A 14594-nucleotide genomic window follows, 5' to 3' on the forward strand; every position below is an offset into this window, starting at 1 on the left:
CGAGGCTCCGGACACGAAGTGGGTCACCGACGTGACCGAGTTCCGGATCGGGGACCGCAAGGTCTACCTGTCACCCGTGATCGACCTGTTCGACCGGTCCGTCATCGCCTACTCCTGCGGACCCTCGCCGACGCTGGAGCTGACGAACTCCTCGCTGCGCGAGGCGATCGCCACCCTGCCCGCCGGGGCCGCGCCGCTGGTGCACTCCGACCAGGGCTTCCAGTACCAGCACGCCTCCTGGCGTGCCCTGCTGGCCGACGCGTGCCTGACCCAGTCGATGTCACGGCGCGCCAACTGTCTCGACAACTCGATCGCCGAGAACTTCTTCGGCCATCTGAAGGAAGAACTGTTCCACCACACCAGGTTCGACACCGTCGAGGAGTTCACCGTGGCTCTGCACGAGTACATCGACTGGTACAACACCACCCGTATCTCGACCACGCTCAAGGGCCTGAGCCCGGTCGAGTACCGAGCCCAGGCCCTCGCGGCCTAACCTTTACTTAGCCAGTCCAACTTCCGGGGACCAGTTCATCGGAGCGCCCCTCTTCCGGCACGAGCTCAGTTGATCGTGTAGCTGTCGCCGTAGACCTTCCACTTCAGCGGCGTCTTCAGGTCGAAGTTGCCGGCCTTGAGCCACACGCGCTGCGCGGTCTCGATGCGGGAGACGTCCTCGTGGGCCGCCTCCTGCTTCATGGCCCACACGCGGGCGTCCATGAAGGCGTTGAGCCACGTCTTCTCGTCGCCGCCCTGCGACGGCGGCTTCGCCTTGCCGAGCGCGCGCTTGCGGATGTTGCTGAAGCTGGTCTTGTCGCCACCGTCGCCGTGCACGACGATCGCGTCGTAGTAAGCGAACTGGCCGAGTGCCCGCACGCCGTCGGCCTTGCCCTGCTTCACGGCCGGGTTGAAGTACACGCGGTCGCGTTCGGACTCCTGCGCCGCCTTGAAGACGGAGTCCTTGGCCGCGGTCTTCCAGTCCTTGGTGTAGTTGGGGTCGAGGCCCGAGTGCGATGCCGTCCCGTTCACCTTGCGCAGTGCGGGAAGGTACTTCTCCAGGACGTTGCCGGGTTTCTTGGTCTTGTACAGCTCGACCAGGTCGAGCATGTCACCGGTACCGCTGCAGAAACCGATGATCCCCGCGGTGTAGCCGCGGCCGTCCTTGATGTCCTCGATGTAGCCGAACTGCGCTTTCCAGTCCAAAGAGGAGTTCTCCGCGCTGGACACGATCTGCATCGCGATGTCCTTGAGGCGCGGTTCGTCGAGGTTGGCCGCAGAGGCGGTCGTTGCGGTGGTGGTGATGAGCGCGGCGCACGTCAGCAGTGCGGCCGCGAGGCGACCAGAGATCTTCACGAGTTTTCCTCCGGGCAGGGATTGGGGTCCCGGGCGGCGTGAGAGCAACGGTAAGGGGTCCATACCTTTATTGGCAAGAGTCTTTACTAATTCGCGAAACGGACATTTGGCTCAGGGGATCTCGAAGTAGTCGCCGTAGACGTGCCACCGCAGCGGCCGTTCGAGGTTGAGCTTGCCCTCGTCGAGGAACCGGCGCTGCGCGGTGTCCACCCGGCTGGTCTCCTCGTGGGCGGGCTCCTGCTTCATCGTCCAGACCCGCGCGTCGAGGAACGCGTGCAGCCACTGGACCTCGTCGCCGCCCTGGGCGGGCGGACGGGCCCCGGAGTTCAAAGCCCGCTGGCGGATGCTGGAGAAGTCCAGGTCGCCCCAGCCGTCACCGTGCATGACGATCGCGTCGTAGTAGATGAACTGGCCGAGGGCCTGCACGCCGTCCTGCTTCGCGCGGTTCACAGCGGGGGTGAAGTACACGCGGTCGCGTTCGTGCTCCTGCGCGCCCTGGAAGGTGCCGTCGTTCGCTGCCGTGCGCCAGTCGTTCTGGAAGTTCGGGTCCAGGCCGTCGTGCGACGGGGTGCCGTTCACGCGTTCCAGTGCGGGCAGGTACTTCTCCAGCACGTTGCCGGGTTTCCAGTCGCGGTAGAGGCGAACGAGGTCGAGCATGTCGCCCGTGCCGCTGCAGAAGCCGATGATGCCGGCGGTGTAGCCCCGGCCGTCGTCGATGTCCTCGATGTAGCCGAACTGGGCGCGCCAGTCCAAAGAGGAGTTCTCCGCACTGGACACCAGCTGCATCGCGATGTCCTTGAGCGCGGGGTCGTTCAGGTCCGCTGCCTGCGCGGTGCCGGGAGTGATCAGGACCGCCGCGCAGAGAACCGTTGCCGCGAGCCGTGAAAACGTCTTCATGACGCTCCGTTCCACAGGGGAATCGGCGGCGACGCGGGGCACCGTAGCGTGAGAGCGTTCGCACGGGCAAGGGCCGGACACGGCAAAGGCTCCCGGCCGGAGCCGGGAGCCTTTGTGGTGCAAGCGGAACTACAGGAACTGACCGCCGCGGGTCACCGCGCCGTAGGCGTCCACGATGCCGTGACCGTAGAAGCCGTTGAACTTCGCGTCACCCTCACAGGTGGCGTCGAACTCCGGCGTGCGACCGACGTTGACGTACGAGACCGTGCGCGGGTTCGGGCACGCGCGCTGGATCGCCGTCTTGTAGAGCACCTTCTCGACCTTGTCCGGGTCCATGGTCAGACCGGGACGGCCCTTGTCCTTCTTGCCGTACTGGCTGACGATCAGCGCGGCGACACCGGCAGCGTGCGGGGAGGCCATCGAGGTGCCCTGCAGGAACTGGTAGTAGCCGACCTTGTCGCCCTGCACGGCCTTCTTGACGCCGGCGGCGAGGCCCTTCTCGGTGATGTTGCCGGCCTCGTCGACGTTGCCCTCGGCGACGGCGACGTTGCGCGGGTAGGTGGACAGGATCATGTTCTCGTTGGTGCGGTACCACGGCGTGCCGAGGCCGTCGCGGAAGTAGCCGCCGGGAGCCGAGATCGCCGTCTGCTCGACACCGTAGTTCGAGTAGTCGGACTTCGCGGTCGACGGGCCGAGCGCCGAGACCGAGATGACGTGGTTGCCCTCGGTCGGCAGGTTGAGGCAGGTGGCGTTGTCGACCGGACGCGGCCGGTTGTGACCCGGCGGGTAGTTCGGGCTCTGCACGTCCTGGCGCGGCTTGCCCAGGTCCTCGTGGTTGTTGCCCGCGGCACCGATCAGCGTGACGCCCTTGCGGTGCGCGTAGTTCAGCGCGCGCTGCACGGACGCGATGATCGTGCGCTGCTCCAGCTGCTCCTCCGGCGTGGCCGTGGAGTCGTTGATGCAGTTCATGTACCACGGGTCGACGTAGAACGACATGTTGATGACGTCCAGGCCGATGTCGGCGCCGTAGGTCAGGGCGTCGACGACGGGCTGCAGGAAGAACGAGCCCGCGTCCTGCCCACCGCGGATGTTCACCAGCGACACGTTCGGCGCGACACCGGAGATGCCGAAACCGTTGGCAGCGGCGCCGATGGTGCCGGCGACGTGCGTGCCGTGGCCGCCGTCGTCCCAGTTGGCCGGGTCGACGCAACCGCGGAACTCACACGGGCCGTCGAACTCTCCACCGTCGGCGTCGTTGGGCATGTCGACGGTGAAGTTGCGCGACAGCTCGTTGTTGAAGTTCGGCGCGATGTCCGGGTGGGAACCGTCCACACCGGTGTCGAGAATGCCGACGTACACGCGCTTGTCACCGGCCTGCTTGGCCCGCGCGATGTTCGAGCGGACGAGGTTCAGGCCCCACAGGTCGCCGTCCAGCGGGTCCATGCCGGCCGTCGACTTCGACGCGGCAGGAGCCTTGGCCGGCTGCGACGTCGTGTTCTCCTTCTCGACGTTGTCCCGCTTGGTCTTCTCGGCCTTCGCCGCGGGCGCGTGCCCGATCGGCTTCGACCGCGCGGCCCCGACGACCGCGTCCGAGGCGGACACCTTCTCCACGAACCCGTTCGCGGGAGCCTTCACGGTCAGCAGACCGATGGCCTTGTTGTCCCGCACGACCTCGCCACCCGCCGCGTGCACGGCGTCGATCGCGAAGTCGCGGTTGCCCGGGTCCTCCAGGAGGACGGTGTACTCCGTGTCCTGCTGGCCCGCGGTAGAGGCCGGCGCTGCCCCCGCCGCCGAAGTGCCCGCGGCGATCAGCGACACCGTTGCCGCCACCGCCATCACGGTTCTGCGCGTTCTCACCTAGCTGTCTCCTCACACCCGGTCAGGGCTGGATCCAACAACACGGGGCGGCCCCCGATTGCCGCCCAAGTCCGACACACTCGCACGAAAATTCGCCGGACATCAGCGCCTTTCGTACGGAATCGAACTGTAGCCGATCGGAAGCGGAGCGTGATGTTATGAGAACAAATCTTGACTTAACAACATTCAAGCGCTGAACTCCGCGTTTATGCGAAGACGGGTAATGGCATCGTCGGCATGCCTGCTCTTTCTCCTCTCTGCCTGCGGTGACGCTGGTCAGAGCACGCCGACGCTGCCTGGGCGTGGACCCAAACCAATCGTCGGGGTAATCCTTCCCGACCGGACGACATCCACGCGCTGGGAAGAACAAGATCGGCCGTTGCTCTCACAGGCGTTCAACTACGCGGACATCGAACCGTTCATGGAGAACGCCGAAGGCGACGAGGCGAAGTTCGCCCAGATCGCCGACGAGATGATCCGCCGCAAGGTGAAGGTCCTGATGATCACGCCGTTGTCGGCGGCGGGCGGCCTCGCGGTGCAGAAGAAGGCGAAGGCAGCGGGCATCCCGGTCATCGACTACGACCGCGTGACGCTCGGCGGCCAGGCGGAGTACCACGTCGGCTTCGACAGCGTGAACGTCGGCCAGCTCCAGGCGGACGGCCTGCTCGCGTGCCTCGGCGACAAGGCCGGTGCGCAGATCATCGAGATCGAGGGCGCGCCGACCGACCACAACGCCACGCTGTTCACCCAGGGTCAGAAGTCGCGGCTGTCCACGAAGTACGACAGCGGCGCCCTGAAGCTCGTGAAGTCGCAGCCGGTCGCGGACTGGAACAACGATCTCGGCGGTCAGCTGTTCGAGCAGATCCTGAACGAGAACGGCGGCAAGGTCGACGGCGTGGTCGCGGCCAACGACGGCCTGGCCGGCGCGGTCATCGCCGTGCTCAAGAAGAAGAACCTGGCGGGCAAGGTCCCGGTCACCGGTCAGGACGCCACGGTGGACGGCCTGCGCGCCGTGCTGCGCGGCGACCAGTGCATCACCGTCTACAAGCCGGTGCGCGACGAGGCCGAGGCCGCGGCCAGGCTGGCCATCGCGATCGCCCGCGGCGACCTGGAGGGTGCCGACGACCTCGCCACCGGCAACCTGCGGGATCCCGTCGCCCGGCGTGACATCAAGTCGGTGCTGCTCGGTGCGACGTTGATCAAGAAGGACACCGTGCGGACGCTCGTGACCGAGGGCATCGTCAAGCCCGCGGAACTGTGCGCGGGAGACGTCGCCCAGGCGTGCGCCCAGCAGGACATCCTCGGAGGGTGAAGCCCCGTCACGACCTGCCGCGTCAGGCCACGAGCCTCAGTCCGGCAGGTCGTGACGTCCCGAGATGAACTCCTGCACGGCGATCTTCGCCTTGATGATCGGCTGGCGGATCCGGGCCTCCCGGCGGTACGCCCGCGTGAGCTTGCGCGAGCCCTCCGGGTAACGCCAGCGCGCCCACGGTGAGCCCGGCCTGGCCAGCCGCACGGCGCCCACCGCGGGCACCACCGGCACCAGCAGGCCGAGCAGGCCCGTCCAGATCTTGCCCTTGAGCAGCGCCACGATGGCGAAGCACAGGTTCACGCCGATGGTGATCACCCTGGCCGTGAACGTGTCGGTCGGCGTCGTGTCCGGGTTCAGCTGGAGCACCTCGTCGTAGCCCAGCGGCCGGGCGCCGAGCAGGAACGTCCCCGTCAGGCCGACGGCGAGGAAGACGGCGTCCACGGACAGGCGCCCCGCCTTCGTCCAGTAGACGTCCCTCAGGTGCAGGATCAGCGCGAACTCGTCCAGCACCAGCGCCGCGCCCACCCCGAGCCCGGCCGCGGCGGCGCACCTCGCGCCGTAGAGGTCGTCCGGGATGACGAGGCCCGTGACGCTGGACAGGAGCAACAGCACGGTGCCGAACACGACGTGATGCACGTGCGTGTCGCCGTGCACGATGTTGCGCGGCCACCAGCGCACCTTCGCCCTGATCATGCGCACGCTGATGCGGATGAACACGAACGTGGTCACCAAGCCGATGAAGAAGAAGAGCAGTCGTTCGCTGCCGGTCAAGCACGGCCCCCTGGGTCAACGACCCTCCAGGTTACCGTCCCAGATCGTCGTCGACCCGTCCACGCACCTTCCCGATCTGGATCACGGTCTCGTTGGCGGTGCCGGAGAAGGTGTTGGTGATGATGTCGCCGCCCCGCTTGCGACGCCGCGACCCGGCCTTGGTCAGCAGCTTCTCGACGAGCGGCGCCAGGCCGTGGGCGACTCGCGGTGCGACGGAAACCTTGATCGACAACGTCGTCTGCTCGGGCACGGGTACCTCCGCATGCTCGTTTGGAACCTCACGGTATCAGTGGAGATCGATGGCTCGACTGCGAGCGGGGAGGCGTGGTTGACTGTCCAAGGTCGTACGTTTCGTGTTCGTGGATCACCCCCGCTCGCGGAACGAGGTTGCGAGCGCGTGGTTTCTCCAGGTTCCGGAGAAGGCGCCGCCGTGACTTGACCCGGTGGTCGCGAGCGCGATCCGGCACCTGTTAGAGGAGAAGTAGCAAGATGGCAGTACAGGGCACCGTCAAGTGGTTCAACGCGGAGAAGGGCTTCGGCTTCATCTCCCCCGACAACGGTGGCGCCGACGTGTTCGTCCACTACTCTGAGATCCAGATGAACGGCTACAAGGCTCTCGAGGAGAACCAGCGGGTCGAGTTCGAGATCGGTCAGGGCCAGAAGGGCCCGCAGGCCCAGGGCGTTCGCGCCGTCTGAGTCTGACTGGTCAGCACATCTGATCTGTCACAAAGCCGCTTGTCCAGTATCGGACAGGCGGCTTTGTCGCGTCTTGTGCCTTCTTGATCGCTGTTAGTAGTTTCGCCGACATGGGGAAACTGTTAGTAGCGGCGCTGTTGCTCTTCGTGGCCGGATGTTCCGGCGGTGAGAACGCGGTGCCAGGCGGCAGCAAGATCGACGCGTTGCTGGCCAAGGCTCCCGTGTACTCGGGCCAGGTCACGCCAGGCTCGGCAGTCGACCGCATCAAGAAGCGCGGCAAGCTGCTCATCGGCGGCTCCCAGGACGCGCCGTTGCTCTCGCAGCTCGACCCGATCAGCGGCGAGCTCACCGGTTTCGACGCCTACCTCGGCAAGCTCCTCGCCCACTACATCGTCGGCGGCCCGCGGACCGAGCTGCTCAGCGCCACCTCGGAGACGCGCGAGCCGTTGCTGGCCAACGGCACCGTCGACGTGATCATCCAGACGTACACGATCACTCCGCAACGGGCCGAGCGCGTCGCGTTCGCCGGCCCGTACTACCAGTCGGGGCAGTCCATCGCCGTCCGCAAGGGCACCTCCGGCATCACCAGACCCGCTGACCTGGCGGGGAAGACCGTGATCGTCGGCGCGAACACCCCCGGGGTGAAGGCGGTGCGCGACGCCGCTCCCACCGCCCAGATCGTCGAGTTCGGCTCCGACCCCGAGTGCCTGACCGCGTTGAAACAGGGCCGCGGCGAGGCGTACGTGCAGGACCAGGCGATCCTGGTGGCGGACGCGGCGAAGGACGGCGAGCTCCAGCTGGTCGGTGAGCCGTTCACCGAGGACCCGTACGGCATCGGCATCAAGCACGGCGACGCGGAGTTCACGAAGTTCGTCGACGACTGGCTGCGGGAGATCGGCAAGTCAGGGCTGTGGCAGGAGGTCTGGAAGCAGACGATCGGCACCGTGGTCACCGGTGACGTGCCGTCGCCACCCGCGATCGCCTCATGAGCCTGGTCCTCGAAGGCTTCCTGAACACCGTCGCGCTGACCCTGCTGTCGTTCGCTGGAGCACTTGTCGTCGGTCTTGCCGTTGCGGTGCTTCGGATCGTGCCGGTGCCGCTGCTGCGTGGCGTTGGTGCGACCTACGTGGAGGTGTGGCGCAACGTCCCGTTGCTCGCGTGGCTCGTGCTGTTCGTGTTCGGGCTGCCGGAGGTCGGGGTGAAGATGCCGTTGTTCTGGACGGCTTTCACGGCGATCGCGCTGTACGAGGCCGCTTTCGTGGCGGAGGCGCTGCGGTCCGGGGTGAGTTCGGTGGCTCTGGGGCAAGGGGAGGCCGCACGGGCGTTGGGGCTCACGTTCCGTCAGTCGTTGCGGCACGTGATCCTTCCTCAGGCTGGCCGGCGCGTTGTGCAGCCGTTGGCGAACATCGCGATCGCGTTGACGATGGCGACGGCACTGGCCGGTGTCGTCGGCGTGGTGGACATGACCCGTGCGGCACAACGGATCAACCTGGAGCTCGCACGGCCGTTGCTCGTCTTCACCGGCGTTGGGCTCTGTTATCTGGTGATGGCCGCGGGCATCGGGTTCGGCGCGCGGGCGCTGGAACGGCGGTTGGCCTGATGTTCGACGCTCCCGGTCCGCGCTTCCGCCGCAGGGTCTTCTGGGTCTCGGTGGTGTCCGTTTTCGTGCTCGTGGGGCTGCTCGCGCTGGGGTTGCGGCAGTTCGCGGCGAACGGGCAGCTGGACCCGGTTCGGTGGAGGCCGTACCTGACCTGGCCCGTGTGGCGGTATCTGCTCTCCGGCCTGTGGTCGACGGTGCTGGCGGCCTGCGCGACGGGGGTGCTGGCGATGGCGGGCGGCTTGCTGCTCGCGTTGCGGCCCAACCGGTTCACACGGGCGTACGCCGAGGTCATGCGCACGGTTCCGGTGCTGCTGCTCGTGTACGTGATGCTGTTCGTGCTGCCGTCGTTCGGTGTGAACCTGCCGCTGTTCTGGAAGCTCGTGGTGCCGCTGGCGTTGTCGCACGCGGCCTCCTGCGCGGTGATCTTCCGGGCGGGCATCGGGTCCGTCGATCCGGGGCAGCGCGAGGCCGGGTTGTCGTTGGGCATGCCGGACGGTGTGGTGACACGGTCCGTGGTGCTGCCACAGGCCGTTCGGCACATGACGCCGTTGCTGGTGACTCAGGCCGTCAGTCTGTTGAAGGACACATCGCTGGGGTATGTCGTCTCCTACACGGAGTTGTTGTTCAACGGCCGTGTGCTCGCGAACTACAACGGTCTGCTGATCCAGACCTTCATCGTCATCGCGTTCGTCTACCTCGTGGTCAACCTGGCGCTGTCCAGGCTGGCGCACCGGCTGGAGGCTGCTCGTGCCCGCACTGCTCGCTGAGGTCACCAGGTCCGGTTTCGTGGAGAGCCTGCACCACGGCAGCGTCGTCGGGCTGCTGCCGTCCGGTGAGGTGGGTGTCGCGGTCGGCGCGGTGGAGGACCCGGTGCTGCCGCGGTCGTGCATGAAACCGTTCCAGGCGTTGGCCTGCCTGTCCGCGGGCGCACCGCTCGAAGGGCCAACGCTCGCGATCGCGGCCGGCTCGCACACGGGGGAGGACCGGCACGTCGAGCTCGTGGTGCAGCTGCTCGGCGGGTTGCCCGTCGAGTCGCTGCGCTGCCCGGAGTCGTGGCCCGAGGACGAACAGACGCGGCACCGGCTGACCGAACCGTCACGGGTGCGGATGAACTGTTCCGGCAAGCACGCGGCGATGCTGGCGGCGTGCGTGCAGGCGCGGTGGCCGACGCAGACCTATCTGGAGCCGACGCATCCGTTGCAGCAGCTGGTGTCGCGCACGATGGAGGAACTGTCCGGGGAGACCGTTGCGCACACGGCGGTCGACGGATGTGGTGCGCCCGTGTACGCGTTGTCGTTGCACGGCTTGGCGCGCGCGATGCGAGGGTTGGTCCGCACGCCGGTTGCTGACGCCATGCGCAGGTTTCCGGAGTACGTCGGAGGAACCGGGCATGTGAACACGGTCGTCATGCAGCTGCTGCCGGGCGTGGTGGCCAAGGGCGGCGCGGAGGGCGTTCTCGTGCTGGCGACGGCGGCAGGGCACGCGGTGGCGGTGAAGGTGCTGGACGGGAATCCGCGCGCCACCACGGCGATCGGGCTCACGGCGCTGGCCGCGCTGGGGTACGACGTGTCGCCCGCGAAGGAACACCTGTCCGTGCCGGTGCTCGGTGGCGGGCAGGTCGTCGGGCAGGTGCGGACCGCCTTCTAGAACATCTCGGGGAGGTCCAGCATTCCGAGCTGGTTCATGACGGTCGCGGTGTCGCCGTACACCCGTTCGCAGATCAGCACGTCCTTGTCGAACAGGAACAAACCGACCATCCTGACCTTGAACGACCGGCCGGTCACCTCCTCGCCGACGAGGCTGCCGAGGTGCGTGCCCTGCAGCTCGAACTCGACGATCACGGCGTCGTCGGCGTGGTGGATCTCGACGACCTTGCTGTGCTGGTCCGGAAACGCCGCGCGGGTGCGCTGCCAGTACGCGCGGACCTCGTCCACGCCGTCGAGGACCTGGCCGGACGCCACGATCTCGTACCGGGGGTGGGGGAAGGTGTTCAGGGAGGTGTCGAAGTCGTGGTCGTTCCGCGACTCCACGTGCTCCAGGACGATCGCCTCGCGCAGCGCTCTGAGCGCCTTGGACTCGGTCATGCCGGCCGACCCTCCTACGTACGCCGTACGTCGCAGGGAAGTTACTCCACGCCGTATGGTCGCCGCCAGTGGCCACCTCACGTGAACCGTTGACCCGCGACCGCATCGTCGATGCGGCCGTGCGGTTGATCGAACGCGAGGGAGTGGAGGCCGTCTCGATGCGGCGCCTGGCCGCTGAGCTGGGCGCGGGCACGATGTCGCTGTACAACCACGTGCCGAACAAGGCGCTGCTGGTGGACCTCGCGGCCGAGCGGATCATGGCGGACGCGCAGCCGTACCACGTCGACAGCGACGACTGGCGTGACCACATCCGGGCGCACGCGCGGGCGGTGCGGGCGTTGGCGCGGCGGCATCCCCGTGCGTTCGTGATGCTGGCGACGCGGCGGCTGAGCACCGAGGCCGGGTTCCGCACGATCGAGGGCGCGCTGAGGAACTTCGACAGGGCGGGCTTCCGCGGCCCGGTCGCGGTCGGGATGATGCGGGCGATGGTGTCGTACCTGCTCGGTACGTTGATGCGGGAGGTCGCCACCTCGCCGGAGCTCGGCGGGATCGCGCTGTCGCCGTACGAAGGCGTTGACGCGTCGGGGTTTCCGTTGTCCGCGGAGGTGCTGGACGAGCTGGGCACCTTCAACCACGACCAGGAGTTCGAGTTCGGGCTCGAACTCCTGATCGCGGGGTTGGAGCGCTACCAGTCCTAGGGGCGCATCTCGTACTGGCCGGAGAGCTGCGCGACCTGCTGCCAGACGGCGTCGAAGCGGGCCTGGTCGACGTGCGGCTTGCGGATCTGCGCCACGGCCCACTGTTGCTGGGCCTCGGTGCTGCTGGCCTTGCCGTGCAGCGCGGTCGCGTAGCCGGCGAAGTCGCGGACCAGGACGTCGAAGATCTGGTCGAGCACGTTCGCGTCGGTCTTGGTGATCTTGGCCTGCTCCAGCACCAGCTGGCCGTAGACGACCAGGGTGAAGAGGTGGCCGAGGTTGAGCAGGAAGTCGAGGTCCTGCTGCTGCTTCTCGTCCGGCGCGGCGGTGGTGAGCAGGGTCTTGATCGCCTTGGCCTGCTCGTGGAACAGCCGCACGTTGGGCAGGTGGGCGTGCTCGGTGTAGATCGGCTCCCAGTCGTGGAACTGGATCTTGCCGAGGCCGCGCGCGGCGCCCTGGTGCCAGAAGAAGTCGTCGTCCTTCGGTTCGTGGACCGACGGGACCTCGTCGTAGGTCTTCGGGTTGAAGAGGTAGTTCGGCATGAACTTGAGCACCAGGGCCAGGTTCACGTGGACGGTGCCCTCGAGCTTGGGCAGCGCTCGGATGTCGGCCGTGGCGCGGGTGAAGTAGGTGTCCTTCTCGAACCCCTTGGCGGCGATGACGTCCCAGAGCAGGTCGATGACGTTCTCGCCCTCGCTCGTGACCTTCATCTTGGTGATGGGGTTGAAGAGGAGGTAGCGGCGGTCGTTCTCGCCCGCGGTCCGGAAGTAGTCCACCGCCCTGTCCGCGAAGAGCTTCATCGCGGTGAGGCGCGCGTACGCGTCGACGAAGTTCTGGCGCACGTGCGGGAAGTTCGTGACCGGGTTGCCGTAGAGGATCCGGTTGTGGGCGTGGGTGATCGCCTCGTAGAAGGAGTGCTCGCTGATGCCGATGCTGGCGGTGCAGAGGTTGAACTTGCCGACGTTGACGGTGTTCAGCGCGGCGGAGAAGGCGTCGGGGCCGCGGTGGAGGATGTCCTTCTCGGTCAGCGGGTAGTCCTCGAGGCGGAACTCGCTGACGAACATCTGGCTGTCGACGACGTTCTTGACCAGCTTGAAGTTCTCGTGCTGGCTGTCGACGGCGAAGAAGAGGTACTCGTCGTCGATCTTGCCGAAGACGCTGACCATGCCGGCGACGTTGCCGTTGCCGATGTAGTACTTGCTGCCGTTGGCCCGGTAGCCGTCGGCGGTCTTCGTGACGATCATGTCCGTGCTGTAGACGTCGGCGCCGTGCTCCTTCTCGGAGAGGCCGAACGCGAAGACGGCGCCGCTGTCGAGGAGCGCGGCGGCCTTCTGCTTGGCCTCTTCGTTGCCGCTCATCCAGATGGGGCCGAGGCCGAGCACCGTGACCTGCCAGGCGTACCAGTACTGGAGGCCGTAGAAGCCGAGCACCTCGCTGAACGCGGCGTTGCGGGCGGCGTCCCAGCGCTTGGTGGGGTCGACGCTGCTCGGCGTGCAGAAGGTGGCGAAGAGCTTCTCCTGCTTCACGAAGTCGAGGAACTCGGTGTACCAGACCTTGTCCTGGGCGTCGGCGATGAGCTGACGCTTGCCGCGGGCCTCGAACCAGTCGATCGTCGCCCTGAGCAGGCGGCGGGTCTCGTCGTCGAGGTGGGCGGGGTCGTAGTGGTTCGGGTCGAGCAGCACTGGCGCCTCCTTCGTCTCCGATCGGACGCTACCAGTGAGTAACTTGTGGGTCTACGTGGGGTTTCCCGCACGCTCAGAAATTGTCAGACCCCCGGCGTAACGTGCTCCGCATCACATTCTCTCCTCAGGAGGCTGCGTTGCGATGACGGTGGTCGTGGCGATCGGTACGCGCAAGGGGCTGTGGCTCGCCCGCAGCGAGGATCGGGTCACGTGGGAGGTCGACGGGCCGCACCACGCGATGCAGGAGGTGTACGCGGTCGCGTTCGACACGCGCTCCGGCCTCCGCCTGCTGGCCGGGGTGTCCTCACCGCACTTCGGGCCGGGCGTGTCCATTTCGGACGACCTGGGCGCGTCCTGGGAGGAGTCGTCGTCGCCCCCGATCACGTTCCCGGTCGAGGACGCCGCGCTGGAACGCGTGTGGCAGCTCCAACCGGCCCCGGCCTCCCAGCCGGGCGTCGTGTACGCGGGCACCCAGCCGTCGGCCCTGTTCAAGTCGACGGATGGCGGCCGCTCGTTCGAGTTCGTCGAGGGCCTCTGGAACCACCCGCACCGCCCGGAGTGGGAGGCGGGTTTCGGCGGCCAGGCCGTCCACACGATCGTGCCGGACCCGGCCGACCCGGACCGGGTGCTCGTGGCGATGTCGACCGGCGGCGTCTACCGCACCGCGGACGGCGGCAAGTCCTGGGAAGCCCGCAACAAGGGCATCAAGGCGTACTTCTTGCCGGACCCGTGGCCGGAGTTCGGCCAGTGCGTGCACAAGGTCGCCCAGCACCCGGCCCTCGCGTCCCGCTTCTACGCCCAGAACCACCACGGCGTCTACCGCAGCGACGACGGCGGCGACTCCTGGCAGTCCATAGCCGACGGCCTGCCCACCGACTTCGGCTTCGCGATGGTCGTCCACCCGCACGACCCGGACACGATCTTCACATTCCCGATCGAGGCCGACGCCCGCCGCTTCCCACCGGAGGGCAAGTGCCGCGTCTACCGCTCCCGCGACGCGGGCGCCACCTGGCACCCCCTGGGTACAGGCCTGCCGGACAACTTCTGGACCGCCGTGATGCGCGACGCGATGTGCACCGACAACGCCCCCGTCCCCGGCGTCTACTTCGGCTCCCGCTCGGGCGAGGTCTACGCGAGCCCAGACGAGGGCGAGACCTGGCACCAGGTAGCCGCCCACCTGCCAGACGTGATGTCGGTCCGAGCAGCGGTGATCCCGGCATGACCCGCCCCGCCCCAGCGAGGACGGTGCCGACATGAAGGTGACGGTCCTGATCCCCGGCGTCCTCCGAACAGCAACGGACGGCGCCTCCCAGGTAGACGTGGACGTGCCAGAACCAGCCACCCTGGGCGCCGCCCTGGACGTGCTGGCCAACACCTACCCGAGCCTGGACCGCCGCCTGCGAGACGAACGCTCCACCCTCCGCCGCTACGTGAACTTCTACGTCAACGGCGAGGAGTGCCGCCGCCTCTCCGGCCCAGCCACCCCACTACCAGCCGACGCCGAAATCCAAATCCTCCCCTCAGTAGCGGGCGGCTAACCCCACCCCACCGCCCCAACCACCAGCGGCGCCGCCCCTCAACCACCACCCGGCGGCGGATGGCGCCGCACCTCGCCCCACCAGTCAATTACCGCCGAGCGGGGGCTGGGCGTCG

General features: G+C 67.4%; 17 protein-coding genes. 10 read left to right on the forward strand and 7 right to left on the reverse strand.

What is annotated here, in order from left to right; genetic code table 11:
• Positions 1-493 (forward strand): IS3 family transposase (locus AOM45_RS16535; RefSeq protein WP_156249728.1); only part of this gene is annotated, 493 nt, incomplete at its 5' end.
• 65 nt (positions 494-558) lie between these two features.
• On the opposite strand, the gene AOM45_RS16540 is transcribed toward AOM45_RS16535, so the two are convergent.
• From AOM45_RS16540 to AOM45_RS16550, 3 genes are all read right to left on the reverse strand, one after another.
• Positions 559-1347: a chitosanase gene (locus tag AOM45_RS16540; protein WP_030468410.1), complete on the reverse strand. Its 789-nt coding sequence runs from the start codon at positions 1345-1347 to the stop codon at positions 559-561.
• 111 nt (positions 1348-1458) lie between these two features.
• On the reverse strand, positions 1459-2244 hold the full coding sequence (locus AOM45_RS16545; protein WP_030468409.1) for a chitosanase: 786 nt from the start codon (positions 2242-2244) through the stop codon (positions 1459-1461).
• Between the two features lie 129 nt (positions 2245-2373).
• Positions 2374-4080, reverse strand: a complete 1707-nt coding sequence (locus AOM45_RS16550; RefSeq protein WP_030468408.1) for a S8 family peptidase — start codon at positions 4078-4080, stop codon at positions 2374-2376.
• Between the two features lie 229 nt (positions 4081-4309).
• Between AOM45_RS16550 and AOM45_RS16555 the strand changes: the two genes are divergently transcribed.
• Positions 4310-5413 carry a sugar ABC transporter substrate-binding protein gene (locus AOM45_RS16555; RefSeq protein ID WP_030468407.1) on the forward strand — a complete coding sequence of 368 codons (1104 nt, stop codon included), beginning with the start codon at positions 4310-4312 and terminating at the stop codon, positions 5411-5413.
• A 36-nt stretch (positions 5414-5449) separates the two neighbouring features.
• Here the strand turns inward: AOM45_RS16555 and AOM45_RS16560 are convergent, their stop codons facing one another.
• Together AOM45_RS16560 and AOM45_RS16565 are read right to left on the reverse strand one after the other, a co-directional pair.
• The gene (locus AOM45_RS16560) at positions 5450-6184 is read right to left on the reverse strand and encodes a hypothetical protein (RefSeq protein WP_030468406.1); all 735 of its coding nucleotides are present in this window, start codon (positions 6182-6184) and stop codon (positions 5450-5452) included.
• Positions 6185-6215: 31 nt separating this feature from the next.
• On the reverse strand, positions 6216-6434 hold the full coding sequence (locus AOM45_RS16565) for a hypothetical protein (protein WP_030468405.1): 219 nt from the start codon (positions 6432-6434) through the stop codon (positions 6216-6218).
• Between the two features lie 239 nt (positions 6435-6673).
• Between AOM45_RS16565 and AOM45_RS16570 the strand changes: the two genes are divergently transcribed.
• The 5 genes from AOM45_RS16570 (at position 6674) to AOM45_RS16590 (ending at position 10127) form a co-directional block, all read left to right on the forward strand.
• Positions 6674-6880 carry a cold-shock protein gene (locus AOM45_RS16570; RefSeq protein WP_030468404.1) on the forward strand — a complete coding sequence of 69 codons (207 nt, stop codon included), beginning with the start codon at positions 6674-6676 and terminating at the stop codon, positions 6878-6880.
• Positions 6881-6990: 110 nt separating this feature from the next.
• Positions 6991-7869: a glutamate ABC transporter substrate-binding protein gene (locus tag AOM45_RS16575; protein ID WP_030468403.1), complete on the forward strand. Its 879-nt coding sequence runs from the start codon at positions 6991-6993 to the stop codon at positions 7867-7869.
• Complete coding sequence (locus AOM45_RS16580; protein ID WP_030468402.1) at positions 7866-8480, forward strand: amino acid ABC transporter permease; 615 nt, start codon at positions 7866-7868, stop codon at positions 8478-8480. Before AOM45_RS16575 ends, AOM45_RS16580 begins: the two co-directional genes overlap by 4 nt.
• Complete coding sequence (locus AOM45_RS16585) at positions 8480-9247, forward strand: amino acid ABC transporter permease (protein WP_035910471.1); 768 nt, start codon at positions 8480-8482, stop codon at positions 9245-9247. The genes AOM45_RS16580 and AOM45_RS16585 overlap by 1 nt, the downstream gene beginning before the upstream one ends.
• Positions 9228-10127 carry an asparaginase gene (locus AOM45_RS16590; protein WP_236703715.1) on the forward strand — a complete coding sequence of 300 codons (900 nt, stop codon included), beginning with the start codon at positions 9228-9230 and terminating at the stop codon, positions 10125-10127. The genes AOM45_RS16585 and AOM45_RS16590 overlap by 20 nt, the downstream gene beginning before the upstream one ends.
• Here AOM45_RS16590 and AOM45_RS16595 read toward each other — a convergent pair.
• On the reverse strand, positions 10124-10564 hold the full coding sequence (locus tag AOM45_RS16595; protein ID WP_030468399.1) for an ester cyclase: 441 nt from the start codon (positions 10562-10564) through the stop codon (positions 10124-10126). The two genes, AOM45_RS16590 and AOM45_RS16595, sit on opposite strands and share 4 nt — an antisense overlap.
• A gap of 68 nt (positions 10565-10632) precedes the next feature.
• Between AOM45_RS16595 and AOM45_RS16600 the strand changes: the two genes are divergently transcribed.
• Entirely contained in the window at positions 10633-11262 is a 630-nt protein-coding gene (locus AOM45_RS16600; RefSeq protein ID WP_051783626.1) for a TetR/AcrR family transcriptional regulator C-terminal domain-containing protein, read from the forward strand.
• On the opposite strand, the gene AOM45_RS16605 is transcribed toward AOM45_RS16600, so the two are convergent.
• Positions 11259-12941, reverse strand: a complete 1683-nt coding sequence (locus AOM45_RS16605) for an acyl-CoA dehydrogenase family protein (protein WP_030468397.1) — start codon at positions 12939-12941, stop codon at positions 11259-11261. The genes AOM45_RS16600 and AOM45_RS16605 overlap by 4 nt on opposite strands.
• A gap of 142 nt (positions 12942-13083) precedes the next feature.
• Between AOM45_RS16605 and AOM45_RS16610 the strand changes: the two genes are divergently transcribed.
• Together AOM45_RS16610 and AOM45_RS16615 are read left to right on the forward strand one after the other, a co-directional pair.
• The gene (locus AOM45_RS16610) at positions 13084-14163 is read left to right on the forward strand and encodes a WD40/YVTN/BNR-like repeat-containing protein (RefSeq protein WP_030468396.1); all 1080 of its coding nucleotides are present in this window, start codon (positions 13084-13086) and stop codon (positions 14161-14163) included.
• A gap of 31 nt (positions 14164-14194) precedes the next feature.
• Positions 14195-14479 carry a MoaD/ThiS family protein gene (locus AOM45_RS16615; RefSeq protein ID WP_030468395.1) on the forward strand — a complete coding sequence of 95 codons (285 nt, stop codon included), beginning with the start codon at positions 14195-14197 and terminating at the stop codon, positions 14477-14479.
• Positions 14480-14594: the final 115 nt, after the last annotated feature.

Origin of the sequence: Lentzea aerocolonigenes (assembly GCF_000974445.1) — a bacterium.
GTDB classification, from domain to species: domain Bacteria; phylum Actinomycetota; class Actinomycetes; order Mycobacteriales; family Pseudonocardiaceae; genus Lentzea; species Lentzea aerocolonigenes.

Bases quoted from the DNA above. Each gene is read 5' to 3' on its own strand.
- AOM45_RS16595 (WP_030468399.1), bottom strand. From the start codon at position 10,564: ATGACCGAGTCCAAGGCGCTCAGAGCGCTGCGCGAGGCGATCGTCCTG.
- AOM45_RS16555 (WP_030468407.1), top strand. From the start codon at position 4,310: ATGCGAAGACGGGTAATGGCATCGTCGGCATGCCTGCTCTTTCTCCTC.
- AOM45_RS16585 (WP_035910471.1), top strand. From the start codon at position 8,480: ATGTTCGACGCTCCCGGTCCGCGCTTCCGCCGCAGGGTCTTCTGGGTC.
- AOM45_RS16575 (WP_030468403.1), top strand. From the start codon at position 6,991: ATGGGGAAACTGTTAGTAGCGGCGCTGTTGCTCTTCGTGGCCGGATGT.
- AOM45_RS16545 (WP_030468409.1), bottom strand. From the start codon at position 2,244: ATGAAGACGTTTTCACGGCTCGCGGCAACGGTTCTCTGCGCGGCGGTC.
- AOM45_RS16570 (WP_030468404.1), top strand. From the start codon at position 6,674: ATGGCAGTACAGGGCACCGTCAAGTGGTTCAACGCGGAGAAGGGCTTC.
- AOM45_RS16610 (WP_030468396.1), top strand. From the start codon at position 13,084: ATGACGGTGGTCGTGGCGATCGGTACGCGCAAGGGGCTGTGGCTCGCC.
- AOM45_RS16580 (WP_030468402.1), top strand. From the start codon at position 7,866: ATGAGCCTGGTCCTCGAAGGCTTCCTGAACACCGTCGCGCTGACCCTG.
- AOM45_RS16550 (WP_030468408.1), bottom strand. From the start codon at position 4,080: ATGGCGGTGGCGGCAACGGTGTCGCTGATCGCCGCGGGCACTTCGGCG.
- AOM45_RS16615 (WP_030468395.1), top strand. From the start codon at position 14,195: ATGAAGGTGACGGTCCTGATCCCCGGCGTCCTCCGAACAGCAACGGAC.